Origin of the sequence: Streptomyces sp. NPDC001717 (assembly GCF_042892775.1) — a bacterium.
Classification (GTDB): Bacteria; Actinomycetota; Actinomycetes; order Streptomycetales; family Streptomycetaceae; genus Streptomyces.
On sequence record NZ_JBIAUK010000010.1, the window covers coordinates 41,576 to 67,808 of the forward strand.

Here is a 26,233-nt window from a genome sequence, read left to right on the forward strand (position 1 = left end):
CCCCCCCACACCACCCCCACCCCCCCCCCCCCCCCCCCCCCCCCCCCCCCGGGGGGGGGGGGCGCCCCCCCCCCCCCCGGGCGGGGGGGCCCCCCCCCCCCGCCCCACCGATGAATCAGCTGCCTTCGGTGATCTGCGGGGCCGGCTCGGCCTTGTAACCGGCGGGGCCGAGGTTCGCGTCGACCGCCTTCTGCCAGGAGCCGTCCTCGACCATCTTCTTGAGCGCGGCGTTGACCTTGGTCTGCAGCTCCTTGTCGCCCTTCTTCAGGCCGATGCCGTAGGGCTCGTCGCTGAGCTTCAGACCGACCAGCTTGAACTTGCCCTTGTTCTTCTCCTGCGCCGCGTAGCCGGCGAGGATCGAGTTGTCTGTGGTCAGGGCGTCGACGGAGCCGTTCTCCAGGCCGGTGAGGCACTCGGAGTAGCCGCCCAGCTGCTGCAGGTCGGCCTCGGGGGCCAGCTTGGTCTTGACGTTCTGCGCGGAGGTGGAGCCGGTGACCGAGCAGAGCTTCTTCTTGTTGAGGTCCTCGGCCTTGGTGATCGAGTTGTCGTTGGCGCGGACCAGCAGGTCCTGGTGGGCCAGGAAGTACGGGCCGGCGAAGTCGACCGCCGCCTTGCGCTTGTCGTTGATCGTGTAGGTCGCGACGACCAGCTTCACGTCGCCGTTCTTGATCAGGTTCTCGCGCTCGGCGCTGACGGCCTGCTTGAACTCGATCTGGTCGGGCTGGTAGCCGAGCTCCTTGGCCACGTACGTGGCGACGTCCACGTCGAAGCCGGTGAACTTGCCATCGGGCGTCTTCAGGCCCAGACCCGGCTGGTCGTACTTGATGCCGATGACGATCTTGTCCTTCTTGGCGCCACCGGACGCCCCGCCGTCACTGGCGGCCTTGTCGCTGCCGCCGCCACAGGCGGTCGCGGTCAGGGCGAGAGCGATGGCCGCGGCCGAGGCCGCAACGGCCTTGGAGATCTTCATGTGAACTTCCCTCGGATGAGACGTTGTTGAACGACGAGCGACGCGAACGGCGCATGACGGCCGGTCAGGATCTGTTCCGGCAGGGATCCGCCTAGGGATGCCTACCAGAGAAGACCCTCAGTGGTGCAGGATCTTGGACAGGAAGTCCTTCGCCCGGTCGCTGCGCGGGTTGCTGAAGAACTGCTCGGGGGCGGCTTCTTCGACGATCTTTCCGTCCGCCATGAAGACGACCCGGTTGGCCGCCGAGCGGGCGAAGCCCATCTCGTGCGTGACGACGACCATCGTCATCCCCTCCCGGGCGAGCTGCTGCATGACCTCCAGCACCTCGTTGATCATCTCCGGGTCGAGAGCCGAGGTCGGCTCGTCGAACAGCATCACCTTCGGCTCCATGGCCAGGGCGCGTGCGATCGCCACGCGCTGCTGCTGGCCACCCGACAGCTGCGACGGGAACTTGTCGGCCTGCGAGCCGACACCCACGCGGTCCAGCAGCTCACGCGCCTTTTTCTCGGCCGCGGCCGCAGGCGTCTTGCGGACCTTGACCTGGCCGAGCATCACGTTCTGCAGCACCGTCTTGTGCGCGAACAGGTTGAACGACTGGAAGACCATCCCGACGTCGGCACGCAGTCGGGCCAGTTCCCTGCCCTCCGAGGGCAGTTCCTTGCCGTCCAGCGTGATGGCGCCCGAGTCGATCGTCTCCAGGCGGTTGATGGTCCGGCACAGCGTGGACTTGCCCGATCCCGAAGGACCGATCACCACGACGACCTCACCGCGGGCAATGCTCAGATCGATGTCCTGAAGCACGTGCAGCGCGCCGAAGTGCTTGTTGACGTTGCTCAGTACGACCAGGTCGTTCGCGGCGGGAGCCGCGTCCTGCACGTCCTCGGCCACTGATACTCCGCTCATCGGCTTCTTGCTCCGTCCTCCTCGGTTGGCAGGACAGTAGTGACGTGTCGAGCACACCGTCATCACATCTGAGGGAGAATTGAGCATAACGATCCGGCCTCACCCGGATACGCTCCGTGTGCCGCACCGGCGTGGCCGGTGGTGTGCTCGTACCGGGTGGATAACGGAAGGCGCGCCGGAGCGGAACCCCCTTGACGCGGGACTCCGCATCCGCATGGGATGCAGGGTGGCCCTCACGGAACGTGAAGATCGAGAAAAGGAGAGGGGGACGACATGAGACTGCTGCTCGTCGAGGACGACGACCACGTCGCCGCCGCCCTGTCCGCGATCCTCGCCCGGCACGGCTTCCAGGTCACCCATGCCCGCAACGGCGAGGAGGCGCTCCAGGCGCTGCTGCCCGCCGGAGCCCCGCCCTTCGGCGTCGTACTGCTGGACCTCGGCCTGCCGGACCAGGACGGCTACGAGGTCTGCGGCAAGATCCGCAAGCGCACCGCCACGCCCGTGATCATGGTCACCGCGCGGGCCGACGTGCGCTCCCGCATCCACGGCCTCAACATGGGCGCCGACGACTACGTCGTCAAGCCGTACGACACCGGTGAACTCCTCGCCCGCATCCACGCGGTGGCCCGGCGCACCGGCACCGGCGCCGCCGAGGAGGCCGCGGCCGGCGGCGGCACCCCCGGTCTGGTCCGCCTCGGCTCGGTCAGCATCGAACTGCCCACCCGCCGGGTCAGCGTGGACGGCGCCGACGTGCCGCTCACCCGCAAGGAGTTCGACCTCCTGGCCCTGCTCGCCCAGCGGCCCGGAGTCGTCTTCCGCCGCGAGCAGATCATCAGCGAGGTGTGGCGCACCAGCTGGGAGGGGACCGGGCGCACCCTGGAGGTCCACGTGGCCTCGCTGCGCTCGAAGCTGCGCATGCCCGCACTCATCGAGACCGTCCGCGGGGTGGGCTACCGGCTCGTCACCCCCGCCGCCCCGTCCGCCCCCTAGCGGTCACCCTCCGTGCGCGCCCGACTGCTCCCCCTGCTCGTCGTCCTCATGGCGGGCGTACTGCTCGCGCTCGGCCTGCCGCTGGCCGTCAGCCTGGCCGCCGCGCAGCAGCAGCGGGTGGTCGTCGACCGCATCGACGACAGCGCCCGCTTCGCGGCCCTCGCCCAGTTCGTCATCGACGCCGAGGGCTCCGGGGCCACCGGCGCCGACGAGCGGCGCGACACCCTCCAGCTCGAACTGGCCCGCTACCAGGAGCTCTACGGCATCCGCGTCGGCATCTTCTACCGCGACGACAACGCCATGGTCCGGGCTCCCGGCTGGTGGCAGCTCCCCGAGCAGGGCGAGGGCCGGCGCGCCTTCGAAGAGGCGCTGGCCGGGCGGCGCAGCCACGACCCGGGCCAGGTCTGGCCCTGGCAGACCCACGGGAAGCTGCTCGTCGTCTCCCCGGTCGTCCTCGACGGTGACGTGGTCGCCGTCGTCGCCACCGAATCACCCACCGACCAGATGCGCGGCCGGATCCTGCGGGGCTGGCTGCTCATCGCGGCCGGACTCGCCGCCGCCATGCTGCTCGCCTTCGGCGCGGCCCTGAGACTGACCAGCTGGGTGCTCAAGCCCGTACGGACCCTGGACGCGGCCGCCCACGGCATCGCCACCGGGCGGATGCAGTCCAGGGTCGCGGCCGCCGGCGGGCCGCCGGAACTGCAGCGGCTGGCCCGTTCGTTCAACGAGATGGCGGACAACGTCGAAGAGGTGCTGGAGCAGCAGCGGGCGTTCGTCGCCGACGCCTCCCACCAGCTGCGCAACCCGCTCGCGGCGCTGCTCCTGCGGATCGAGCTGCTCGCCCTCGAACTGCCCGAGGGGAACGAGGAGATCGCCTCCGTGCGCACCGAGGGCAAGCGCCTGACCCGGGTCCTCGACGACCTGCTGGACCTGGCGCTGGCCGAGCACGCCTCCGCCGAGATCAGCCTCATCGACATCGGCGCGCTCACGGCCGAACGGGTGACCGCGTGGCGCCCGTACGCCGAGGAGAAGGGCGTCCGGCTCACCGGTACGGGCCGCACCGCCATCACCGGCTGGGCGGATCCCGTCGCCCTGTCCAGCGCCCTGGACGCCGTCATCGACAACGCCCTGAAGTTCACGCCCGCGGACGAGGAGGTCGAGGTGTCGGTCGCCGCGGCCGGGAGCTTCGTCCGGGTGGTCGTCGCCGACCGCGGGCCGGGACTCACCGAGGAGGAGCTGCTCCGCGTGGGCGACCGGTTCTGGCGCAGCGGCCGCCACCAGAACGTGAAGGGCTCCGGGCTCGGCCTGTCCATCTCCCGCGCCCTGCTCGCCGCGGGCGGCGGGACCCTCGCGTACGAGACGAACCCGCCGCACGGGCTGCGGGTGACGGTCAGCGTCCCGCGCACCGAACCGCACGGCGGCTGAGCCGGCCGCGTCCCGAGGAGGGAGGGGGGAGCCGGGCCGCGCGGGAGTAGGGCGCCGCCGCCCGGCGCATACTGGATCCCGACCCCTTCCTGGAGCCGCCACCGTGACCACCCGCACCGCCCCCCTGCCCGTACCGCGAGCCGCAGCGGCGGCCGACGGACCGACGGTGGCCATCGACATCGGCGGCACGAAGATCGCCGGTGCGCTCGTGCACCCCGACGGCACCATGACCGCCACCACCCGCCGCCCGACCCCGCGCGGGACCGACGCGGAAACGGTCATGGCGGCGGTGACCGAGGTCGTCGCGGAGCTGTCCCGGTCGCCGCTGTGGACCACGGCGGTCCGCTGCGGGATCGGCAGCGCCGGCCCCGTGGACGCCTCGCGCGGCACGGTCAGCCCGGTCAACATCGGCGCGTGGCGGGAGTTCCCCGTCCAGGCCCGGATCGAGGCGGAACTCGCGGCGCGCGGGGCCGAGCTGCCGACGGTGCTGGCCGGCGACGGCGTGGCGATGACCGCCGCCGAACACTGGCTGGGCGCGGCCCGAGGGCACGCGAACGCCCTGTGCATGGTCGTCTCCACGGGCGTGGGCGGCGGCCTCGTCCTGAACAACCAGCTCCACCCCGGCCCCACGGGCAACGCGGGCCACATCGGCCACATCAGCGTCGCCTTCGACGGAGAGCCGTGCGCCTGCGGCGGCCACGGCTGCGTGGAGTCCATCGCCTCCGGCACGGCGATCGCCCGCTGGGCGCTGGCCCAGGGGTGGACCCCGGCGGCGGACGCCTCCGCGGCGGGAGTGGCCGTCGCCGCCCGGGCGGGGGACCCGGTCGCGCTCGCGGCCTTCGACCGCGCGGGCCGCGCCCTGGCCGCCGCCATCGCCGCCACGGCCACCCTCGTCGAGACGGACATCGCGGTCGTCGGCGGCGGGGTCGCCGCCAGCGGGGGCACCCTCTTCGAGCCGATCCGGCGGCACCTGGCCTCGTACGCGACGCTGTCCTTCGTCCGGGACCTCAAGGTGGTGCCGGCCGCCCTCGGTACCCATGCGGGCCTGATCGGCGCGGCCGCGGCGGCGACGATGCTGCTGCCGCACTGATCGGTGACGGGCTACGGCTCGACGGCCTACGGCTTGACGGACCGGTAGTACCGGCGGGCACCCTCGTGCAGGTCCAGCGGATCGGTGTAGATCGCCGTCCGGAGGTCCACCAGCTGCGCCGCGTGCACCTCGTGCCCGATGTCGTCACGGCTGGCGATCACCGTGCGGGTGAACTGCTGCGTCAGCTCGGGGTCCATCCCCTCGGTGGTGACCAGCAGGTTCGGCACGGCGAGGGTCGCCACCGCGCTGGTGTTCCGGGCCCGCGCGTACGCGTCCTGCGGCATCACCGCCGCCCGGTAGTAGCGCGCGGGGCTCCCGCTGCCCTGCAGCTGCTCCACGAGGTCGCCGAGCTGTACGAGCCGGATCTCGAAGCGCTCCGACAGTTCGCGCACCGCGTTGGTGGGCAGACCGCCGGACCAGAAGAAGGCGTCGATCCGCCCGGCCTCCAGCTCGGCCGGCATCGTGTCGATGCCGATGGACACGGCCGTGATGTCGCGGGCCGGGTCCAGCTTCGCCGCCGCCAGCAGCCGCTCCGATATCAGCCGCACCCCGGAACCGGGCTGGCCGACCGCGACCCGCTTGCCCCGCAGGTCCCGCGCCGACTGGACCGGCGAGCCCGCCGGTACCACCAGCTGCACGTAGTCGTCGTAGAGGCGGGCGCATCCACGCAGGTAGGCCGCGCCGGGCTTCCCGTCGAGCCGGTACTTGGCGACCGCGTCGGCCGTCGCCACGGTGAAGTCCGCCTCACCGGCGGCCACCCGCTGGAGGTTCTGCTGCGAGCCCTCGCTGGTCTCCAGCCGCACCTTCACCCCGGGCATGTCCTGCTTGAGCGCCTGCTCCAGCAGTTGTCCGTAGCGGTGGTAGACCCCGTTGCGGACACCGGTGCTGAAGGTCAGCTCCCCCTTGAGCTCGGGCTCCCCGAAGGGCCGCAGCCACCACAGCAGGACCCCGAGCACGGCGAGTACGGCCACCAGGGCCCGCAGGGCGTGGCGCCTGCTGATCCGGGGCGGTACGAGAGGCATGCCGGCGATCCTGCCACCCCCCTGCCGCCCTGTCACGCCCCGGCCGCCCCACCCGCCCCGGCCTGCGACGCTTCGGCCGTGTCCCCGGCCCCGCCGCCGGCCCTGTCCGCGGCCCTGTCCCACGGCGGGGCGGAGGGCACTCCGGCACCGCCTACCCTTGATGCATGACCAGCAGCGACCGGAGCCAGGCAGTGGACGTGAAGCGAAGCTACGAGGTGCGCACCTACGGGTGCCAGATGAACGTGCACGACTCGGAGCGGCTCTCCGGTCTGCTGGAGGACGCCGGGTACGTCCGGGCGCCCGAGGGCTCCGACGGCGACGCCGACGTCGTGGTCTTCAACACCTGCGCGGTCCGTGAGAACGCCGACAACAAGCTCTACGGCAACCTCGGCCGGCTGGCCCCGATGAAGACGAAGCGGCCCGGGATGCAGATCGCCGTCGGCGGCTGCCTCGCCCAGAAGGACCGCGAAACGATCGTCAAGAAGGCCCCCTGGGTCGACGTCGTCTTCGGCACGCACAACATCGGCAAGCTCCCCGTGCTGCTGGAGCGCGCCCGCATCCAGGAGGAGGCGCAGGTCGAGATCGCCGAGTCGCTGGAGGCGTTCCCGTCGACGCTCCCGACCCGTCGCGAGTCCGCGTACGCGGCCTGGGTCTCCATCTCCGTCGGCTGCAACAACACCTGCACCTTCTGCATCGTCCCGGCGCTGCGCGGCAAGGAGGAGGACCGGCGTCCCGGCGACATCCTCGCCGAGGTGGAGGCCCTGGTCGGCGAGGGCGTCTCCGAGATCACCCTGCTCGGCCAGAACGTGAACGCGTACGGCTCCGACCTCGGCGACCGCGAGGCCTTCGGCAAGCTGCTGCGGGCCTGCGGCGAGATCGAGGGCCTGGAGCGGGTGCGCTTCACCTCCCCGCACCCGAAGGACTTCACCGACGACGTCATCGCCGCCATGGCCGAGACCCCGAACGTGATGCCGCAGCTGCACATGCCGCTGCAGTCCGGCTCGGACCCGATCCTGCGCGCGATGCGCCGGTCCTACCGGCAGGAGCGTTTCCTCGGGATCATCGAGAAGGTCCGCGCCGCCATTCCGCACGCCGCGATCTCCACGGACATCATCGTGGGCTTCCCCGGCGAGACGGAGGAGGACTTCCAGCAGACGATGCACGTGGTCCGCGAGGCCCGCTTCGCCAGCGCCTTCACCTTCCAGTACTCCAAGCGGCCCGGCACCCCGGCCGCCGAGATGGAGGGGCAGATCCCCAAGGAGGTCGTGCAGGACCGGTACATGCGCCTGGTCGCCCTCCAGGAGGAGATCTCCTGGGACGAGAACAAGAAGCAGGTCGGCCGCACGCTGGAGGTCATGGTCGCGGAGGGCGAGGGCCGCAAGGACGGCGCCACGCACCGCCTGTCCGGCCGCGCCGCCGACAACCGCCTGGTGCACTTCACGAAGCCGGAGGCGGAGGTCCGCCCGGGTGACGTGGTCACCGTGGACATCACCTACGCGGCCCCGCACCACCTGCTGGCCGAGGGCCCGACCACGGCCGTGCGGCGTACCCGCGCCGGCGACGCCTGGGAGAAGCGCAACGCCGCCCCGGCCCAGCCGGCGGGCGTCATGCTCGGCATCCCGACCCTGGGCGTCCCGGCCCCCCTCCCCGCGGCAACGTCGGGCTGCGCGGCCCCGCAGTCCTGAGCCACCCCGAGTGCCGGCGCGGGGCGATTCCAGCCCCGCCGGCGTTTGAGGCGCGGGGTCCGGGGCGGAGCCCCGGGTCTTGAACCCGCACCCGCCCCGCGCGAGCGGCCCGGCCCCGGCCATGCTTGGCGATAGGCTGCGGATCATGCTCGTAGCCGCTGCAGTCTGCCCCGCCCCGCCGCTGCTCGTGCCGGAGGTCGCCGCGGGGGCCGCCGCCGAACTCGACGACGCCCGTACCGCCTGCTCCGACGCGCTGGCGGTGCTCGCCGCGTCCCGGCCCGACCTGCTCGTCGTCGTCGGGGCCGCCGACCGGGACCACGGCGGGCCCTACCCCCAGGGCGCCCGCGGCAGCTTCCGCGGGTTCGGGGTCGAGGCCGACGTACGGCTCGGCGAGGGCGAGGAGGGGCCGCGGATGCTGCCCGCCCCGCTCGCCGTCGGCGCCTGGCTGCTGGGCCACGCCCGCTGGGGCGCCGCGCCCGTGGAGGGGTTCGGGGTCGCGGAGCCGCTGGACGACACCGCGCACTGCCTGCGGGCCGGCCGGGAACTCGCCGCGCGGGACGAGCGGGTCGCACTGCTCGTGACGGGTGACGGCAGCGCCAAGCGGACCCTGAAGGCCCCCGGCTACCTCGACGACCGGGCCGCCGCCTTCGACGCGGCCGCCGCCCGCGCGCTCGGCGCCGCCGACGTCGCCGCGCTCGCCGCCATGGACTGCGCACTCGCCGCCGAACTCCAGGCCGCCGGCCGGGCCCCCTGGCAGGTGCTGGCCGGCGCCGCCGAGGGCGCGGGCCTGGACGGGCGGCTACTGTACGAGGACGCGCCCTACGGCGTCGGGTACTTCGTCGCCGCCTGGTCCTGAACCCGTACGGCACCACACGCACGAGGAAGGGGCGCGGTACCGGCCGTCGCCGGTGCCGCGCCCCTTTCCGGTACCGCGTCAGGAAGCCGTCGGCGGCGTCGGTCCGCCGCCGGGGGCGTCCTTGTGCGCGATCTTGCCCAGGGCGTCCTTGGCCTTGCCCGTCCCGCTCGTGATCCGGTCGCTGTACTTGCCGTGGGTCTTCTCGTCCACGGCCTTGGCCATCTTGTCCAGACTCCCGGCGATCTTGCCTTCGTTCCTCTGGGCGAGGTCGCCGACCTTCTCCTTCGCCGGCGCGAGCTTGGCCTTCAGATTGTCCAGCAGGCCCATGGGTCACCTTCCATTGGCGGTCGCTACGTACGGGCGCCCTCGCCGGCCTCGCTGTCCACGGCCTGCGCGGCCGATTGCTGCTTCGGGATCTCGACGGCCTCCGCCGCCGGAGCCTCCACTTCGGCCGCTCCGGCCCCGGTCCCGTTCTCCTCGACCTCCTCGGCCGCACCGGACTCCGCCGTCGTGGCCTCGGCGGCGACCTCCTCGGTCACGACCTGTTCCTTGCGGCGGAAAAGCCGATCGAAAACGCCCATTTCTCCTCCTATAACGTTACTCGTGTGAGTGGAGTTCCGCCTTGGTCGCAGGGGCCACCACAAGCCCCTCCGCAGGGGCTTCCGGAGCTCCCTCCACCGGGCCGAACCACGCCAGGGCAACGACCCCGCCCCCACTGCGTCACGTAGCTCGATCGGGTACGCGTCGGCGTCTTGACCGGGGGCTGAGAGACTGGGGCGGTGAGGAAAGCAGCCCCCGCCCAGCGGGTCATCGCCGTCGTCGGTCCCACCGCGGCCGGAAAGTCCGACCTGGGCGTCGCCCTGGCCCGCCATTTCGACGGCGAGGTCGTCAACGCCGACTCCATGCAGCTGTACCGGGGGATGGACATCGGTACCGCCAAGCTGACGACGGAGGAACGCGGCGGGGTCCCGCACCACCTCCTCGACATCTGGGACGTCACCGACACCGCCAACGTGGCCGAGTACCAGCGCCTGGCCCGGGTCGAGATCGACAAACTGCTCGCCGAGGGCCGCACCCCCGTCCTCGTCGGAGGCTCGGGCCTCTACGTCAGGGGAGCCCTGGACGTCATGGAGTTCCCCGGCACCGACCCCGAGGTCCGCGCCCGGCTGGAGGCCGAGCTCGCGCTGAGCGGTTCCGGGGCCCTGCACGCCCGACTCGCCGCCGCGGACCCGGCCGCCGCCACGGCGATCCTGCCCAGCAACGGCCGGCGGATCGTGCGCGCGCTGGAGGTCATCGAGATCACCGGCCGCCCCTTCACCGCCAACCTGCCCGTCCACGAGTCGGTCTACGACACCGTCCAGATCGGCGTCGACGTGGCCCGGCCGGAGCTCGACGAGCGGATCGCGCTGCGCGTGGACCGGATGTGGGAGGCCGGACTCGTGGACGAGGTCCGCGCGCTGGAGGCCCGCGGACTGCGCGACGGAATCACCGCTTCCAGGGCGCTCGGCTACCAGCAGGTGCTCGCCGCGCTCGCCGGCGAGTGCACCGAGGACGAGGCCAGGGCCGAGACCGTCCGGGCGACCAAGCGCTTCGCCCGGCGCCAGGACTCCTGGTTCCGGCGCGACCCGCGCGTCCACTGGCTCAGCGGGGCCGTCGCCGACCGCGGGGAACTCACCGGACTCGCGCAGTCGTTGGTCGAACGAGCGGTCACAGCCTGATCACGTGATGGCATCGGGACGCCCCGGGGGCCCGTAGCGGGCCTGGGGGCGTGCCATCATCAAACTTCGGCGGGTGCGTCACCCGCAGTGAATGGCGGCGTACTGAATCCGAGTGGGGAGGGCGCGTGGCGATGGAGGCCGGCCCTCGTGACACCGGGCGGGACGACATCCGGAGGGAAGCGGACCCGACGCTTCTCGACCCGGCGAAGGACCTCGGGGGCCCTGGGCGGCCCGACGGTCCGGACGTCCCCGACACCCTCGGGCTGCCCGCGGGTCCCGCGCGACTGACCCCGGACGGTCCGGACGCCCCGGACACCGCGGAGGCCGAGGCCGCCGCCGGGCCCGAGGTCGAGGTCGAGCTGCGCCCGCAGAGGCGTCTGCGCGTGTGGCAGATCATCCCCATCGCGGTGCTGGCCGCAGCGGGTTCGCTCATGTTCGCCTTCCCGCTCGCCTTCGAGTTCGGCGACGGCGGAGCCGTGGTCGCCATGCTCGGATTCCTCATCAGCTGCTGCGCCGGCGGCTGGGGGATGATGGCCGCCCGCCGCGTGGGCTACAGCTGGCCCGGGCTCCCGGCCCGGGGGAGCGGCCGCCGCCCCGACTGGCGCATGGCCGCGCTGTACGCCGTGGTCGCGCTGGCCGTCGTGGCGCTCGCCGTGTACCGGGTGGCCCGGCTCCGCTAGGGCCTGTCTTCGCATCAGGCCGGGCTCGCCGCTGACCGTCCCTCGGACGGCCCGATGCCCCTGACCAGCGGATCGGTACGATGGGCGGGTGACGCAGACGACCCTCCCCTTCCTCAAGGGCCACGGCACCGAGAACGACTTCGTGATCGTCCCGGACCCGGACAACGCCATCGAGCTGCCGGCGTCCGCCGTCGCGAAGCTGTGCGACCGGCGCGCCGGGATCGGCGCGGACGGCGTCCTGCACGTCGTTCGGTCCGCCGCGCACCCCGAGGCGGCGCACCTGGCCGACGAGGCGGAGTGGTTCATGGACTACCGCAACAGCGACGGCTCCATCGCCGAGATGTGCGGCAACGGCGTACGCGTCTTCGCCCGCTACCTCCAGCACGCGGGCCACGTCGAGGCGGGCGACCTCGCCGTCGCCACCCGGGGCGGCGTCAAGCGCGTCCACCTCGACAAGACGGGCGGCGTCACGGTCTCCATGGGCCGCGCCGAATTCCCCGAGGGCGAGGTCACCGTCGCGGTCGGCGCGAAGAGCTGGCCCGCGCGGAACGTGAACATGGGGAACCCGCACGCGGTGGCGTTCGTCGAAAGCCTCGACGACGCCGGGAAGCTGGACGACGCCCCCGACTTCAGCCCGGCGTCCGCCTACCCGACGGGTGTCAACGTCGAGTTCGTCGTCGACCGCGGCCCCCGACACGTCGCCATGCGCGTCCACGAGCGTGGCTCCGGCGAGACCCGTTCCTGCGGCACCGGCGCCTGCGCCGTGGCCGTCGCCGCCATTCGCCGCGAGGGCGTCGACCCGGCCGCCACCGGCGAACCGGCGACGTACACCGTCGACCTCCCGGGCGGAACCCTCGTCATCACGGAACACCCCGACGGGCGGATCGAGATGACCGGACCGGCTGTGATCGTGGCCGCGGGAGAGTTCGACGCGGCCTGGCTCACCGAAACGGCTTTCGTCTGAAGCTTCCCTCTAATGGGTGATCCGTTTCACGCTCGGCGAGAGGTGGACTGCGCCACGTGGTGGGGTCGGTAACATCAGGCACCGGCCCTGAGGGCTCACCCCATGCCCACCACCGCCGGTCGAAGCCGCCGGAGGTGCCCATGAGTGCAGAGGCCACGAACCCCGAAGCACACCCCGAAGTGCGCCCTGAGCTCCGCAGACGCGGCCGGACCAGGCTCGATCTGCGCCGGCTCGGCCGAGCCGCGCTCCTCGGGCCGACGTCCCGCGACCGCCTCCCGGACGCCATCGGGCACGTCGCGGAAGCGCACCGCGCCCACCATCCGGACGCCGACATGTCCGTATTGCGTCGGGCCTACCTGCTCGCGGAGACCTCGCACCGCGGCCAGATGCGAAAAAGTGGTGAGCCGTACATCACACATCCGCTCGCCGTCACCCTGATCCTCGCCGAACTCGGCGCCGAGACAACGACCCTGACGGCCTCTCTCCTCCACGACACCGTCGAGGACACCGATGTGACCCTTGATCAGGTCCGCGAGGAGTTCGGTGACGAGGTCTGCTTCATCGTCGACGGCGTCACCAAGGTGGAGAAGATCGACTACGGCGCCGCCGCCGAACCCGAGACCTTCCGCAAGATGCTCGTCGCCACCGGCAACGACGTCCGCGTGATGTCCATCAAACTCGCCGACCGGCTCCACAACATGCGCACCCTCGGTGTGATGCGCCCCGAGAAACAGGCCCGCATCGCCAAGGTCACCCGCGACGTCCTCATCCCGCTCGCCGAACGGCTCGGCGTCCAGGCCCTCAAGACCGAACTGGAAGACCTCGTCTTCGCGATCCTGCACCCCGAGGAGTACGAGCACACCCGCGCGCTCATCGCCGCCCACGCCGGCGAGAACGACCCGCTGCCCGGCATCGCCGACTCCGTACGGACCGTGCTGCGCGAGGCCGGCATCACCGCCGAGGTCCAGGTACGCCCCCGGCACTTCGTCTCCGTCCACCGCGTCGCCCTCAAACGCGGCGAGCTGCGCGGCTCCGACTTCGGGCGCGTCCTCGTCCTCGTCGGCGAGAACGCCGACTGCTACGCCGTGCTCGGGGAACTGCACACCTGCTTCACCCCCGTCGTATCGGAGTTCAAGGACTTCATCGCCGCCCCCAAGTTCAACCTGTACCAGTCGCTGCACACGGCCGTCGCCACCCCCGAGGGGTACGTCGCCGAGGTCATCGTGCGGACCCGGCAGATGCACCGCGTGGCGGAGGCCGGCGTCGTCGCCCTCGGCAACCCCTACGCCACCGCCCAGGCGGAGGCCGCCGAAGCCGACGAGGAGCGCGTGGACCCGACGAGGCCCGGCTGGCTGTCCAGGCTGCTCGACTGGCAGCAGTCCGCGCCCGACCCCGACACCTTCTGGAGCGTGCTCCGCGCGGAACTCGCCCAGGACAGGGAGATCACGGTCTTCCGCGCCGACGGCGGCACGCTGGGCCTCCCGGCCGGGGCCAGCTGTATCGACGCCGCCTACGCGCAGCACGGCGAGGCGGCCCACGGCTGTATCGGCGCCCGGGTCAACGGGCGCCTCACCTCCCTCTCCTCCCCGCTCTCCGACGGCGACACCGTGCAGCTGCTGCTCGCGCAGGACGCCTCCTCGGGCCCGGCCGCCGAATGGCTCGACCACGCCAGGACCCCGGCCGCCCGGATCGCCATCAGCCGCTGGCTCGACGCCCACCCCGACCGGGCCATGTCCACCACCTCCGCCGCGCGGGCACCTCTGTCCGTGGTCGGCGCCCGGGGCGGCGGCGCCAACGCGGTCGCCGACCTGCCGGACGCCCCCGTACGGCTCGCCGGGTGCTGCACGCCGGTGCCGCCCGACGCCGTCGCCGGATTCGTGGTCCGCGGCGGGGCCGTCACCGTCCACCGGATCCACTGCGCGGCGGTGGCACAGATGCGCGCCGTGGGGCGTACCTCGGTCGCCGTGCACTGGCGGGCCACCGCCGACTGCCGGGTCACCCTGCTCGCTGAATCGTTCGGCCGCCCCCATCTGCTGGCCGACCTGACCGAGGCCATCGCCCGGCAGGGCGTCGAGGTGGTCTCCGCGACCGTGGAACCCCCGGTCGAGCAGCGGGTCAGGCACAGCTACACCCTCCAGCTGCCCGACGCGACCGGCCTGCCCGCCCTGATGCGGGCGATGCGGGACGTGCCCGGCGTCTACGACGTCAGCCGCGCCTAGAAGGGGCGCGGCCCTCCCGCGTGTCAGCGGGCGGGCCAGGAAGGTCCCGTTCGGGTGGCCCCGTCGCGCGTCGCGGGCGGCCGCGCGGCGGGCGCTGGTAAGCGGTGGTGGATGCAGCTCACCTCCCCGCGCCTGCGCGCCGCCCTGCTCGCCGCGGCCTCCCTCACCCTCGTCGCCGCAGTCCTGCCCCCGCCGAAGGCGCTGGGCATCGGCGACCGGCTGTTCCCGGAGCTCGGGAACCCCGGCTACGACGTGCTCTCGTACGACCTGTCGTTCACGTACAAGGACAACAAGAGCCCCCTCGACGCGGTCACCGTCATCGACGCGCGCGCCCTGCGGCCGCTGGAGCTGGTCAACCTCGACTTCACCCACGGCAAGGTGGCGTCCGTCGAGGTCAACGGGGAGCCGGCCCGGTTCGAGAGCGCGGGCGAGGATCTCGTGCTGACCCCCGCGCGCCCCGTCGCGGCCCACGTGCCGCTGCACATCACCGTCCGGCACACCAGCGACCCGCGCGGCCGCGCGGACGGCGGCTGGGTGCCCACGACGGACGGCCTGGCCATGGCCAACCAGGCGGACGCCGCCCACCGGGTCTTCCCCTGCAACGACCACCCCGCCGACAAGGCGTACTTCACCTTCCGGATCACCGCCCCGGCGGGGCTGACGGCCGTCGCCAACGGGGTGCCCGGCGCACTGCCCGTCCCCGGCGCGGGCGGCGCGACGACCTGGACGTACCGGACCCGGCACCCCATGGCCACCGAACTGGCCCAGGTCTCCGTGGGCCGCTCCGCGGTCGTCCACGGCACCGGACCGCACGGTCTGCCGCTGCGCGACGTGGTGCCGGCGGCCGACCGCGAGCGGCTGGCCCCCTGGCTGAAGAAGACCGCCGGCCACATCGCGTGGATGGAGGAGCGGGTCGGCCGCTACCCCTTCGAGAACTACGGGGTCCTGATCGCGCGGGCGACCACCGGCTTCGAGCTGGAGACGCAGACCCTCTCCCTCTTCGAGAACAGCCTGTTCTCCGGTGAGGGCTACCCCGAGTGGTACGTGGAATCGGTGATGGTCCACGAACTCGCCCACCAGTGGTTCGGCGACAGCGTCAGCCCCCGGACCTGGTCCGACCTGTGGCTGAACGAGGGCCACGCCACCTGGTACGAGGCCCTGTACGCGGACGGCCTCGGCAAGTACTCCCTGGAGCGGCGCATGCGCGAGGCGTACACCCGCTCCGACCAGTGGAGGGCCGCGGGCGGGCCGCCGGCGGCCCCGAAGGCCGCCGCCCCCGGCGAGAAGATCGGCCTGTTCCGCCCGGTGGTCTACGACGGCGCCGCGCTGATCCTCTACGCCCTGCGCCAGGAGATCGGCGTCCAGGCCTTCGACCGGGTCGAGCGGCGCTGGGTGTCGGAGCACCGGGACTCCGTCGCGGGCACCGAGGACTTCGTACGCCTGGCCTCGCAGGAGGCGGGCCGGGACCTCACGGCCTTCCTGGAGCCGTGGCTGTACGGGAAGACCACCCCGGCGATGCCGGGGCACCCGGACTGGAGCGGGAAAAGCGTGTGACCCGCCCGGAACGGGCATGTCACCATCGACGGGTCCCTCCGGGGAATCCCCGGGCGGTGCGACACGTTGGACGTGACAGCTAACGTGTCCCCTGCCGGGCGTGACACTGCTATTCGAATCGACGTAAGGATCCAATGACCTCCTCTTCTTCCCCTTCCCAGGACGCGCGGGACGCACGGGACGTGCGGGACCCGCAGAGCTTCACCGAGAGCCTTCGGGCCGATGCCCTGATGGAAGAGGACGTCGCCTGGAGCCACGAGATCGACGGAGACCGGGACGGCGAGCAGTTCGAACGCTCCGAGCGCGCGGCCCTGCGCCGCGTGGCCGGCCTTTCCACCGAACTCGAAGACGTCACCGAGGTCGAGTACCGACAGCTCCGCCTGGAGCGCGTCGTACTCGTCGGTGTCTGGACCTCCGGCACGGTGAACGACGCGGAGAACTCCCTCGCGGAGCTCGCGGCGCTCGCCGAGACGGCGGGTGCTCTCGTACTCGACGGCGTGATCCAGCGCCGTGACAAGCCGGACCCGGCCACCTTCATCGGCTCGGGCAAGGCGCGCGAACTGCGTGACATCGTCATGGAGAGCGGCGCCGACACCGTCGTGTGCGACGGCGAGCTCAGCCCCGGCCAGCTCATCGCGCTCGAAGACGTCGTCAAGGTGAAGGTGGTCGACCGGACCGCCCTCATCCTCGACATCTTCGCCCAGCACGCCAAGTCCCGAGAGGGCAAGGCGCAGGTCGCGCTCGCGCAGATGCAGTACATGCTGCCGCGACTGCGAGGCTGGGGTCAGTCGCTGTCCCGCCAGATGGGTGGCGGCGGCGGTGGCGGCATGGCCACCCGCGGCCCCGGTGAGACCAAGATCGAGACCGACCGGCGCCGGATCCGCGAGAAGATGGCGAAGATGCGCCGGGAGATCGCGGAGATGAAGACCGGCCGCGACATCAAGCGACAGGAACGACGTCGCAACAAGGTGCCCTCGGTCGCCATCGCCGGCTACACCAACGCCGGAAAGTCCTCCCTGCTCAACCGCCTCACGGGCGCGGGCGTACTGGTGGAGAACGCGCTGTTCGCCACCCTCGACCCGACCGTGCGCCGGGCCGAGACGCCGAGCGGCCGGGTCTACACCCTGGCCGACACGGTCGGCTTCGTCCGGCACCTGCCCCACCACCTCGTCGAGGCGTTCCGCTCCACGATGGAGGAGGTCGGCGACTCCGACCTCATCCTGCACATCGTGGACGGCTCGCACCCGGCGCCGGAGGAGCAGCTGGCGGCGGTGCGTGAGGTGATCCGCGAGGTCGGCGCGGTCAACGTGCCCGAGATCGTCGTGATCAACAAGGCGGACGCGGCGGATCCGCTCGTCCTGCAGCGTCTGCTGCGGATCGAGCGGCACTCCATCGCCGTCTCGGCACGGACCGGCGTCGGCATCGACGAGCTGCTCGCGCTCATCGACGCCGAGCTGCCGCGACCCGAGGTCGAAGTGGAGGTCATGGTGCCCTACACGCTCGGCTCGCTGGTGGCCAAGGCGCACGCCGAGGGCGAGGTGATCTCCGAGGAGCACACCGCGGAGGGCACCCTGCTGAAGGCCCGGGTCCACCAGGAACTGGCGGCGGACCTGGCTCCGTACGTGCTCGCGAAGAGCTGAACCCGCCCGGACCCCGGTCCGACGCGCTGAACGACCGAGGGCCCCCTGCGTGGTGCAGGGGGCCCTCGGTCATTCGCTCGCACCCACGTCGACCTGGGCCGGGGCCGCTTGGCCCCGAGCCACTGGTGCGCGGTCTACTTGAACTTGCCGCTCACGGCGTCGAAGACACCCTTCGCCTCGGGCCCCAGCCGGGGACCGGCCAGCCAGCCCGCCTTCGACGGGCCGATCGAGGTGTTCGACACCAGGGCCGGCTTGCCGTCGGCGCCCGCCGCGACCCAGCCGCCGCCGGAGGCGCCACCGGTCATCGTGCAGCCGATGCGGTACATCACCGGGTCGTTCGCGTTCAGCGAGAGCCGGCCCGGCTTGTCCGTGCACTGGTAGGCCTTCTGGCCGTCGAAGGGCGGCGCCGCCGGGTAGCCGGTCGCCGTGATGCTCGCGACCTTCGGCACGGCCGGAGCGTTGAACTCCACCGGAAGCGCCGAACCGACCATCTCCTCCAGCGACTTGCCGCCGCCCTGCTCGGGAGTCACGTGCAGCACCGCGAAGTCGTACGGGGCACCCGCACCGCCCGTCGGACCGCCCGTGGCGATCCACTGGTCGGAGGTCTGGGCCCAGTCGCTCCACCACACGCCGTACGGGGCCACCTGCTCGCGGGGCGTGCCCTTGAGCTGCGCCGTCGGCTTGCCCGCGTTGTTGTAGGACGGCACGAACGCGATGTTGCGGTACCAGCCGCCGGCCTTGCCCGCGTGCACGCAGTGGCCCGCGGTCCAGACCATGTTGGACTTCCCGGGGTGCGCAGGGTCCTTGACCACGGTCGCCGAGCAGACCATCGAACCCTCGGGCCCGTCGAAGAAGACCTTGCCGGAGGACGGAACGCTCTGGTGGTAGGGCGGGTTCGCGGCCTTGGCCGTCACCGCAGCCGGGGTCGGGTCGGTCACGCCCTGGTCCTTGCCCGCGTCCGGGTCGACGGCCGGCTGCTTCGGCTGCTCGGCGTCACGCATGCGGTCGGGGTCCCACAGGCCCTCGATGATCGGGTTGATGTAGTCGCCCGCCTCGCGGAGCCAGTCCTCCTTCTTCCAGTTCTTCCACGCACCCCCCTTCCACTTCTCCATGTCGATGCCGTGTTCCTTGAGCTTGTCCTTGAGCTGGTCGGGGATCTTGAGCCCGCCCGAGCCCGGGACCGGACTGGCCTGTGCCACGGTCGGCTTGGCGTCGCCGCCGGCCTCGTCGTCGCCGGGGCCGCACGCGGCGGCGGTCAGCGCGAGCGCGGCCGCGCACAGGATCGCGGTGACCGGTCGGTTCGGTCGCATGTCGGTTCGTCCCCCTGGTGGATTCGAGGCGTCGAGTGCAGCAACCCACTATGCCGCCGAGGTTGGGGACGGCACAGCCGGGGTCGTGGTTCCTGGCCCGGGCGGTGTCTCTGCCCCCGCCGGGCAAGGATCTTGCGCCCACCCGTGATCCGTCGGCGTCACCGTCGTTGGTACGTACGGGGGATGGGGGAGCAGCGTTCATGTTCGAGGCGCAATCCGGAAGAGGAATCAGTGCGGGAGGTCCGACACTCGTGGCTTTGACCGAGCCGGCCGCGGCAGCCGGAGCTGCCGACGCCGAGTCACAGGTACCGCCCCAGGCGAGCCGGGCACGACGACCCGGCACGCCCGGCACGCCCGGTGCACCCGGAACCCCTGCCTCGGGCGCTCCTGTCTCCGGCGCCACCGTCTCCGCTTCCGGGATCCTGCGCAGGCAGTCCCAACGGGAGTCCGCCGCACGGACGTACGCACGCTCCCTGCCCATCGTCCCGGTACGGGCCCGGGGGCTGACCATCGAGGGCGCCGACGGGAGGCGCTACCTCGACTGCCTCTCCGGCGCCGGCACCCTCGCCCTCGGGCACAACCACCCCGTGGTGCTCGAAGCCGTGCGCGGCGTACTCGACTCCGGGGCCCCGCTGCACGTGCTGGACCTCGCGACGCCGGTCAAGGACGCCTTCACCACCGAGCTGTTCGCCAACCTGCCGCCCGCGCTGGCCGCCGACGCCCGGATCCAGTTCTGCGGGCCGGCCGGTACGGACGCGGTGGAGGCGGCCCTGAAGTTGGTCCGTACCGCCACCGGGCGCTCCGGACTGCTCGCCTTCACCGGGGCCTATCACGGGATGACCGCCGGGGCGTTGGACGCGTCGGGCGGAGCGGCGGACGTACGGGTGACCCGACTGCCGTACCCGCAGGACTTCCGCTGCCCCTTCGGCGTCGGCGGCACCGAGGGCGCGGAACTGTGCGCCCGCTGGACGGAGAACCTCCTGGACGACCCCAAGGGCGGGGTCCCCGCACCCGCCGGGATGATCGTCGAGCCCGTCCAGGGCGAGGGCGGTGTCCTCCCGTCCCCCGACGCCTGGCTGCGGCGGATGCGCGAGATCACCGCGGCGCGGGGGATCCCGCTGATCGCAGACGAGGTGCAGACGGGCGTCGGCCGGACCGGCGCCTTCTGGGGAGTGGACCACGCCGGGGTGGTGCCCGACGTGCTGGTCCTGTCCAAGGCGATCGGCGGCAGTCTGCCCCTCGCGGTGATCGTGTACCGGTCGGGTCTCGACGTCTGGGCCCCCGGTGCGCACGCGGGCACCTTCCGCGGAAACCAGCTGGCCATGGCGGCCGGCACCGCCACCCTCGCCTACGTCCGTGAGAACCGGCTGGCCGAGCGCGCCGCCTCCCTGGGCGAACGGATGCTCTCGGCCCTTCGGGGCCTCGCCGCCGACCACCCCTGCATCGGGGACGTACGGGGCAGGGGCCTGATGATCGGCGTCGAACTCGTCGACCCCGAGACCGGGGACAGCGCTCCCGCCCTCGCCGCCGCCGTCCGCCAGGAGTGCCTGGATCGCGGGCTGATCGTCGAACTCGGTGGCCGCCATTCCGCCGTCGTCCGTCTGCTACCCCCGCTGACCCTCACCGACGAGCAGGCCGGGGCGGTACTCGACCGCCTGGCCGACGCCATCCCGGCAGCCGCCCGCCGGCCCCACTGACCCGTACCCCGAGGACCCGCGATGCCCGACGCGCACCCTTCCACACCGACCCCCGGCTCAGGCGGCGAGGAGCACCGCCTGAGCCCGGCCCCGGCCCCCGGGGCGCAGCATCAACCGCCCGCCCCCACCGAGCAATCGCCCCAGCCCCCCACCCCGGACGCGGCCGGTACCCCGCCCGCCCCGACGGGCCCCTCCTCGGCCGAGCACCACACACGACCGTCCCGCCCCACCCCCGCCCGGCCCTGGGCCGCACCCCAGACCCCCGACGCACCGACCTCCGAACAGGCCCACCTCTGGACCGCCCCCGCCGAGCCCACCCTCACACAGCCCACGCCCCCGGCCCACCCCCGGCCCACCCGCACCGAGCCCGCCCACGTCAGGCCCACCCACCCCCAGCCCGCGCCACCGACCCCGGCCAACCCGTGGGCCGGACCCGTCGAGCCGGCCCACGTCGAGCCGGCCCACGTCGAGCCGGCCCACGTCGAGCCGGCCCACGTCGAGCCGGCCCACGCCGAGCCCGCCCACGCCGAGCCCGCCCACGCCGAGCCCGCCCACGTGCTGCCCGCACCCCCGACCCATCCGCGGCCCGTGCCCCCGGGACCGGCGCAGCCCTGGGCCACGTCTGCCGAGGCCGTCCGGCCTCAGCCGGCGCCCCCGGAGCCCGCCCAGCCCCGGGGGACATCCCTCGGGCCGGACGACCCGCAGTCCGCACCCGCCGACCCCGGCCGGCCCCGGACCCCGCACGTCACCCCCGCGCACCCGAGGCCCGTGCACCCTGGGCCGGCGGAACCCCGGACCGAGCCTGCCGGCCCGCGGAGCGCGTCCCCCGAGCCCAAGGCGGCGCACCCCGAGGCCCTGACGGGAACCGGGAGCGACGGGGAGTACGCCGGCGAGTCGGGCCGACGGGCGGCGCCCGCGCCGGAGGGCCCGGCGGCGGTCACCGTGCCACGGCAGAAGGACGGCACGGCCCCGCCCGGCGTCGGCCGCAGAGACACGGCCCGGCCGGAGCAGGCCGGGCCGCCCGAGCCCCTGGACCACCCCGACCCGACGGCCGCCGCCGAGGCCGCGACGGTCGAGAACCTGCTCCGCTGCTGGGTCCGCGAAGCCGGACTCCGCCGTCCCGACGGCCCCGCCGGGACAACGCTGCGCATCCCCCTTCCCGCCTCCGGAGCCGCCGTACACGTCCCCGTCCGCCACTGGTCCCCGGCAGGCTGGCACCGCTTCGGCCCGGCGCGACTGGCAGCCGCACCCACCACGGCCCCCGCCCTGGACGCCGTCACCCTCGCCGCCCTCCTCGCCCGTGAAGGCACTCGTACGCGCACCTCCACCGGCGACGACCACGACCACGACCATGACCATGACCAGGACCACGGCTCGGCCGACCTCGTAGCCAGGGTGGCCGACTCGGTCCGCCGCACCGCCGACTTCATCGCCGACCGACGCGAACGCCCCACCGCCCCGGCCCCCGTCAGCGCGGACCGCTTCCTCACCTCCGAACAATCCCTCCTCCTGGGCCACCCCCTCCAACCGGACCCGAAGAGCCGCGAAGGCCTCTCGGAGACCGAAGTCCGCCTCTACTCACCCGAACTGCACGGCTCCTTCCCCCTGCACTGGTTCGCCGTCGAACCCGCCGCCCTCGCCACCCAATCGGCCTGGACGGAACGGGGCCGCCCCGTCTCCGCCGCCCGGCTCCTCGGCCGGCTCGCCCCCGGCCTCGATGTGCCCGCCGGTGCCACCCCCCTTCCCCTGCACCCCTGGCAGGCCCGCGACCTGCTCCAACGCCCCGCCGTCACCGCCCTCCGCGAAGCGGGCCTCCTGCACGACCTCGGCCCCCATGGCGCCCCCTGGTACCCCACCTCCTCCGTCCGAACCGTCCACCGCCCCGGCACCCCGGTGATGCTCAAACTCTCCCTGGGTCTGCGCATCACCAACTCCCGCCGAGAGAACCTCCGCAAGGAACTCCACCGGGGCGTCGAGGTCCACCGACTGCTCCGCACGGGCCTCGCCGAGCAGTGGCAGACGGGCCACCCCGGCTTCGACATCGTCCGCGACCCCGCCTGGGTCGCCGTCGACGCCCCGGACGGCACACCCGTCCCCGGACTCGACGCCCTGCTGCGCCACAACCCCTTCCGCTCCTGCGACGACGCCGTCTGCGTCGCCGCTCTGACCTCTCCCCGGCCGTGGCCCGGCCGGACCGGCATGACCTCCCGGCTCGCCGAGACCATCTCCCACCTCGCCGCGAGCACGGGCCGCCCCACCTCCGCCGTCGCCGCCGAGTGGTTCCTGCGCTACCTCGACCACGTGGTCCTGCCCGTCCTCGCCTTCGACGCGCTCGCCGGCATCGCCCTCGAAGCCCACCAGCAGAACACGCTGGTCCTCCTCGACCCGGCCGGCTGGCCGGTCGGCGGCCGCTTCCGCGACAACCAGGGCTACTACTTCCGCGCATCCCGCCGCGCGGAACTGGAGCACCGTCTCCCGGGCATCGGCAGCGTCAGCGACACGTTCGTCTCCGACGCCGTCACCGACGAACGCTTCGCCTACTACCTCGGCATCAACAACGTGCTCGGCCTCATCGGTGCCTTCGGCTCCCAGCGCCTCGCCGACGAGCGCGTACTGCTCGCCGCCTTCCGCCGGTTCCTCGGCAAGGCAGCCCACCTCGGACCGCTCCCCACGCGGCTCCTCGACTCACCCACCCTGCGCTGCAAGGCGAATCTGCTCACCCGCCTGGGCGGCTTGGACGAGCTGGTCGGTCCCGTCGACACCCAGTCCGTCTACGTCACCATCGCCAACCCCCTTCACGATTGACACGTCAGCGCCGACACGGAGAAGAGCTCCCGATGCCCTCCACCGAAACCTCTGCCGACCCCGCAGGCTCCCCAACCCGTGCGTTCGGCAGCCTGCGCACCATCGACAGCACGATCGAACTACGACTTCCCGTCCACCGGTTGCCCCTGCTCGCCGAGGCTGACCTGCTCGACTCCCCGGCTCTCTGGGGCAGCACGGATACACCCGCCGGCGTCTTCCGCCTCGAACCCGTACGCCCCGACAAGGACCTGCGGCTGCTCACCGGCTGGATGAACGATCCGGAAGTCGACGCCTACTGGGAGCTCGCCGGCCCCGAAGCCGTCACCGAAACCCATCTGCGGGCCCAGCTCGACGGAGACGGCCGCAGCATCCCCTGCCTCGGCCTGCTCGACGGCACCCCGATGAGCTACTGGGAGATCTACCGGGCCGATCTCGACCCGCTGTCCCGGTACTACGCGGCGCGCCCCCACGACACGGGTATCCACCTGCTGATCGGAGACGGAACGAACCGCGGTCGGGGCCTGGGCACCACACTGCTGCGCGCCGTCGCCGACCTGGTGCTCGACAACCGACCTCGCTGCACACGCGTCATCGCCGAACCGGACATCCGAAACACCCCCTCCGTATCAGCCTTCCTGGGCTCGGGTTTCCGCTGTTTCGCGGAAATCGACCTGCCCGAGAAGCGCGCCGCACTGATGATCCGGGAGCGGGCGTTGCGCAATCTCCTCTGACTGCCACCCCGCAGGCCCCGACCGCCCCGCCGCTTCGCACCTCTCCCTTCGAAAACTCCGCGCCACGCGGCAAAGTTCCCGAGCCCCGAGGAGACCCGTGCAGAATTTCCCGACCCCCCACGAAGCCACGGAACCGTCCGTGCCGCCCTCGCCCCAGCACCCCTGTACACCCCCCGAACTCACCCGCTCGACGTGGGACTTCGCGGCCCGTCGACTGCTCGCCAAGATGCTTTCCGAGTTCGCGTACGAGGAGATCATCAGCCCGGTCCGCGCCTCCGGCCGGGCCGAAGACGCCTGGACCCTCACGCTCGACGAGGGCAGCAGCCTCGGCTTCCGCGCCCGCCGCCGCGTCTACGGCAGCTGGCACGTCATCCCGGACAGCATCACCCTCACTCCCGCGCCGTCCTCCACCCGGCCGCCCCTCGCCTTCGGGGACCCGTACGTCTTCCTGATCCGCGCCCGCACCCTCCTCGGCCTCGACGGCGCCACCCTCGGCCACCTCGTCCGCGAGCTCAGCGCCACCCTCGCCGCCGACGCCCGGATCGACCACACCGCACTCACCGCCGACGTCCTCGCGGACCTGGACTACGCCGCTCTCGAAGGCCACCAGACGGGCCACCCCTGGCTCGTCCTCAACAAGGGCCGCATCGGACTCTCCGCCTCCGACACCGCTGCCTGGGCCCCCGAGGCCCGCACCCGCCAGCGTCTGCCCTGGCTCGCCGCCCACACCTCGATCGCGGCCTACCGCGGCACCGCCGGGCTGGAGGACCCCGCCCGCCTCTACTCCGCGGAGCTCGATCCCGTCACCCGCGCCGCCTTCGACCAGAGCCTGCGCGACCGCGGCCTGGACCCGCTCGGCTACCTCTACTTCCCGGTCCATCCCTGGCAGTGGGACGAGGTGGTCCTCCCGCTCTTCGCCCCGGCCCTCGCCGCCGGCACCCTGGTCCCACTGCCCGCCGACCCCAACGTGCGCCTGCCCCAGCAGTCGATCCGCACCTTCCTCAACCTCACCCGCCCCGACCGGCACAGCGTCAAGCTGCCGCTCTCCGTCTTCAACACCATGGTCTGGCGCGGCCTGCCCTCGGACCTGGCCCTCGCCGCGCCCGCCGTCACCGCGTGGATCCACTCGATCCGCGACGGGGACCCCTTCCTCCGCGACGAATGCGGGGTGATCCTGCTCGGCGAAGTCGCCTCCGTCACCGTCCGCCATCCCGTGTACGACGAGCTCCCCGAGGTCCCGTACCAGTACAAGGAGCTCCTCGGCGCGATCTGGCGCGAGCCGCTGACCGGCCGCCTCGCCCCCGGCGAGCGCGCCCGTACCCTCGCCTCCCTCCTCCACACCGACCCGCGCGGCCGCTCCTTCACCGCCGAACTCGTCGCCCGGTCCGGTCTGGCCCCGGCGGTCTGGCTCCAGCGACTCTTCGCCGCCGTGCTGCCCCCGCTGCTCCACTTCCTCTACCGCTACGGGACCGTCTTCTCCCCGCACGGGGAGAACACCGTCGTGATCTTCGACGAGCACGACGTACCGGTCCGGCTGGCGGTCAAGGACTTCGTGGACGACATCAACATCAGCGACGAGCCGCTCCCCGAGCTGGCCACGCTGCCCGACGAGGTCCGGGCCGTCCTGCTCACCGAGCCCGCGGACTTCCTGCCCCAGTTCATCCACTCCGGACTCTTCGTGGGCGTCTTCCGCTACCTCTCCGCCCTGTGCGAGGACCGCCTGGACGTGCCGGAGAGCGAGTTCTGGTCCCTCGTACGGGCGGAGATCGTGCGCCACCAGGCCCGCTTCCCCGAGCTGAAGGACCGATACGAGCTCTTCGACCTGCTGGGGGAACGCATCGGTCGCCTCTGCCTGAACCGGAACCGGCTCTACGAGGACGGCTACCGCGACCGCCCCGACCGCCCTCACGCGGTCCAGCACGGCACCGTGCCCAACCCCCTGTACAGGCCGTGATTCCTCGCCGGTGCGCTCAC

Annotated in this window: 21 protein-coding genes; 15 read left to right on the plus strand and 6 right to left on the minus strand. The window is 72.7% G+C overall.

Annotated features, from left to right (window positions below; translation table 11 throughout):
• Positions 1-115: 115 nt before the first annotated feature.
• On the minus strand, positions 116-970 hold the full coding sequence (locus ACFYZL_RS18585; RefSeq protein WP_384745562.1) for a glutamate ABC transporter substrate-binding protein: 855 nt from the start codon (positions 968-970) through the stop codon (positions 116-118).
• 117 nt (positions 971-1,087) lie between these two features.
• Positions 1,088-1,873: an amino acid ABC transporter ATP-binding protein gene (locus tag ACFYZL_RS18590; RefSeq protein ID WP_388680047.1), complete on the minus strand. Its 786-nt coding sequence runs from the start codon at positions 1,871-1,873 to the stop codon at positions 1,088-1,090.
• Positions 1,874-2,146: 273 nt separating this feature from the next.
• Here ACFYZL_RS18590 and ACFYZL_RS18595 point away from each other — a divergent pair, with 273 nt between their 5' ends.
• From ACFYZL_RS18595 to ACFYZL_RS18605, 3 genes are all read left to right on the plus strand, one after another.
• Positions 2,147-2,863, plus strand: coding sequence for a response regulator transcription factor (locus ACFYZL_RS18595; RefSeq protein ID WP_384745559.1), 717 nt, complete (start codon positions 2,147-2,149; stop codon positions 2,861-2,863).
• A 12-nt stretch (positions 2,864-2,875) separates the two neighbouring features.
• Positions 2,876-4,288: an ATP-binding protein gene (locus ACFYZL_RS18600; protein ID WP_384745557.1), complete on the plus strand. Its 1,413-nt coding sequence runs from the start codon at positions 2,876-2,878 to the stop codon at positions 4,286-4,288.
• A 124-nt stretch (positions 4,289-4,412) separates the two neighbouring features.
• Positions 4,413-5,378 carry an ROK family protein gene (locus tag ACFYZL_RS18605; protein WP_388680230.1) on the plus strand — a complete coding sequence of 322 codons (966 nt, stop codon included), beginning with the start codon at positions 4,413-4,415 and terminating at the stop codon, positions 5,376-5,378.
• A gap of 26 nt (positions 5,379-5,404) precedes the next feature.
• Here ACFYZL_RS18605 and ACFYZL_RS18610 read toward each other — a convergent pair whose 3' ends face one another.
• Positions 5,405-6,400, minus strand: coding sequence for a TAXI family TRAP transporter solute-binding subunit (locus tag ACFYZL_RS18610; protein WP_384745555.1), 996 nt, complete (start codon positions 6,398-6,400; stop codon positions 5,405-5,407).
• 164 nt (positions 6,401-6,564) lie between these two features.
• On the opposite strand from ACFYZL_RS18610, the gene miaB reads away from it, so the two are divergent.
• Together miaB and ACFYZL_RS18620 are read left to right on the plus strand one after the other, a co-directional pair.
• Positions 6,565-8,085 (plus strand): tRNA (N6-isopentenyl adenosine(37)-C2)-methylthiotransferase MiaB, encoded by a 1,521-nt coding sequence (miaB, locus tag ACFYZL_RS18615; protein ID WP_384745554.1) that lies wholly within the window; start codon positions 6,565-6,567, stop codon positions 8,083-8,085.
• Between the two features lie 145 nt (positions 8,086-8,230).
• Positions 8,231-8,941: a class III extradiol dioxygenase subunit B-like domain-containing protein gene (locus ACFYZL_RS18620; RefSeq protein ID WP_388680053.1), complete on the plus strand. Its 711-nt coding sequence runs from the start codon at positions 8,231-8,233 to the stop codon at positions 8,939-8,941.
• A 78-nt stretch (positions 8,942-9,019) separates the two neighbouring features.
• On the opposite strand, the gene ACFYZL_RS18625 is transcribed toward ACFYZL_RS18620, so the two are convergent.
• Together ACFYZL_RS18625 and ACFYZL_RS18630 are read right to left on the minus strand one after the other, a co-directional pair.
• Positions 9,020-9,268 (minus strand): antitoxin, encoded by a 249-nt coding sequence (locus ACFYZL_RS18625; RefSeq protein ID WP_384579719.1) that lies wholly within the window; start codon positions 9,266-9,268, stop codon positions 9,020-9,022.
• Positions 9,269-9,291: 23 nt separating this feature from the next.
• Positions 9,292-9,522 (minus strand): hypothetical protein, encoded by a 231-nt coding sequence (locus ACFYZL_RS18630; RefSeq protein WP_384745550.1) that lies wholly within the window; start codon positions 9,520-9,522, stop codon positions 9,292-9,294.
• Positions 9,523-9,720: 198 nt separating this feature from the next.
• Between ACFYZL_RS18630 and miaA the strand changes: the two genes are divergently transcribed.
• The 6 genes from miaA to hflX all read left to right on the plus strand — a co-directional run bounded on the left by miaA (position 9,721) and on the right by hflX (position 17,716).
• Positions 9,721-10,659, plus strand: a complete 939-nt coding sequence (gene miaA / locus ACFYZL_RS18635) for a tRNA (adenosine(37)-N6)-dimethylallyltransferase MiaA (RefSeq protein WP_384745549.1) — start codon at positions 9,721-9,723, stop codon at positions 10,657-10,659.
• A gap of 131 nt (positions 10,660-10,790) precedes the next feature.
• Positions 10,791-11,339, plus strand: a complete 549-nt coding sequence (locus tag ACFYZL_RS18640; RefSeq protein WP_384745566.1) for a hypothetical protein — start codon at positions 10,791-10,793, stop codon at positions 11,337-11,339.
• An 88-nt stretch (positions 11,340-11,427) separates the two neighbouring features.
• Positions 11,428-12,303, plus strand: a complete 876-nt coding sequence (dapF, locus tag ACFYZL_RS18645) for a diaminopimelate epimerase (protein WP_388680057.1) — start codon at positions 11,428-11,430, stop codon at positions 12,301-12,303.
• Between the two features lie 140 nt (positions 12,304-12,443).
• Positions 12,444-14,522, plus strand: a complete 2,079-nt coding sequence (locus ACFYZL_RS18650; protein WP_384745545.1) for a RelA/SpoT family protein — start codon at positions 12,444-12,446, stop codon at positions 14,520-14,522.
• Between the two features lie 111 nt (positions 14,523-14,633).
• Complete coding sequence (locus tag ACFYZL_RS18655; RefSeq protein WP_388680061.1) at positions 14,634-16,076, plus strand: M1 family metallopeptidase; 1,443 nt, start codon at positions 14,634-14,636, stop codon at positions 16,074-16,076.
• Between the two features lie 134 nt (positions 16,077-16,210).
• Positions 16,211-17,716 carry a GTPase HflX gene (gene hflX / locus ACFYZL_RS18660; RefSeq protein WP_384745541.1) on the plus strand — a complete coding sequence of 502 codons (1,506 nt, stop codon included), beginning with the start codon at positions 16,211-16,213 and terminating at the stop codon, positions 17,714-17,716.
• Between the two features lie 134 nt (positions 17,717-17,850).
• On the opposite strand, the gene ACFYZL_RS18665 is transcribed toward hflX, so the two are convergent.
• Complete coding sequence (locus ACFYZL_RS18665; RefSeq protein ID WP_388680064.1) at positions 17,851-19,026, minus strand: trypsin-like serine peptidase; 1,176 nt, start codon at positions 19,024-19,026, stop codon at positions 17,851-17,853.
• Between the two features lie 200 nt (positions 19,027-19,226).
• Between ACFYZL_RS18665 and ACFYZL_RS18670 the strand changes: the two genes are divergently transcribed.
• The 4 genes from ACFYZL_RS18670 to ACFYZL_RS18685 all read left to right on the plus strand — a co-directional run bounded on the left by ACFYZL_RS18670 (position 19,227) and on the right by ACFYZL_RS18685 (position 26,213).
• Complete coding sequence (locus ACFYZL_RS18670) at positions 19,227-20,723, plus strand: diaminobutyrate--2-oxoglutarate transaminase family protein (protein WP_388680067.1); 1,497 nt, start codon at positions 19,227-19,229, stop codon at positions 20,721-20,723.
• Positions 20,724-21,578: 855 nt separating this feature from the next.
• On the plus strand, positions 21,579-23,528 hold the full coding sequence (locus ACFYZL_RS18675) for an IucA/IucC family protein (protein ID WP_388680233.1): 1,950 nt from the start codon (positions 21,579-21,581) through the stop codon (positions 23,526-23,528).
• Between the two features lie 32 nt (positions 23,529-23,560).
• A complete protein-coding gene (locus tag ACFYZL_RS18680) occupies positions 23,561-24,259 on the plus strand; it encodes a GNAT family N-acetyltransferase (protein WP_388680070.1) in 699 nt (232 codons plus the stop codon).
• A gap of 97 nt (positions 24,260-24,356) precedes the next feature.
• On the plus strand, positions 24,357-26,213 hold the full coding sequence (locus ACFYZL_RS18685) for an IucA/IucC family protein (RefSeq protein ID WP_388680073.1): 1,857 nt from the start codon (positions 24,357-24,359) through the stop codon (positions 26,211-26,213).
• Positions 26,214-26,233: the final 20 nt, after the last annotated feature.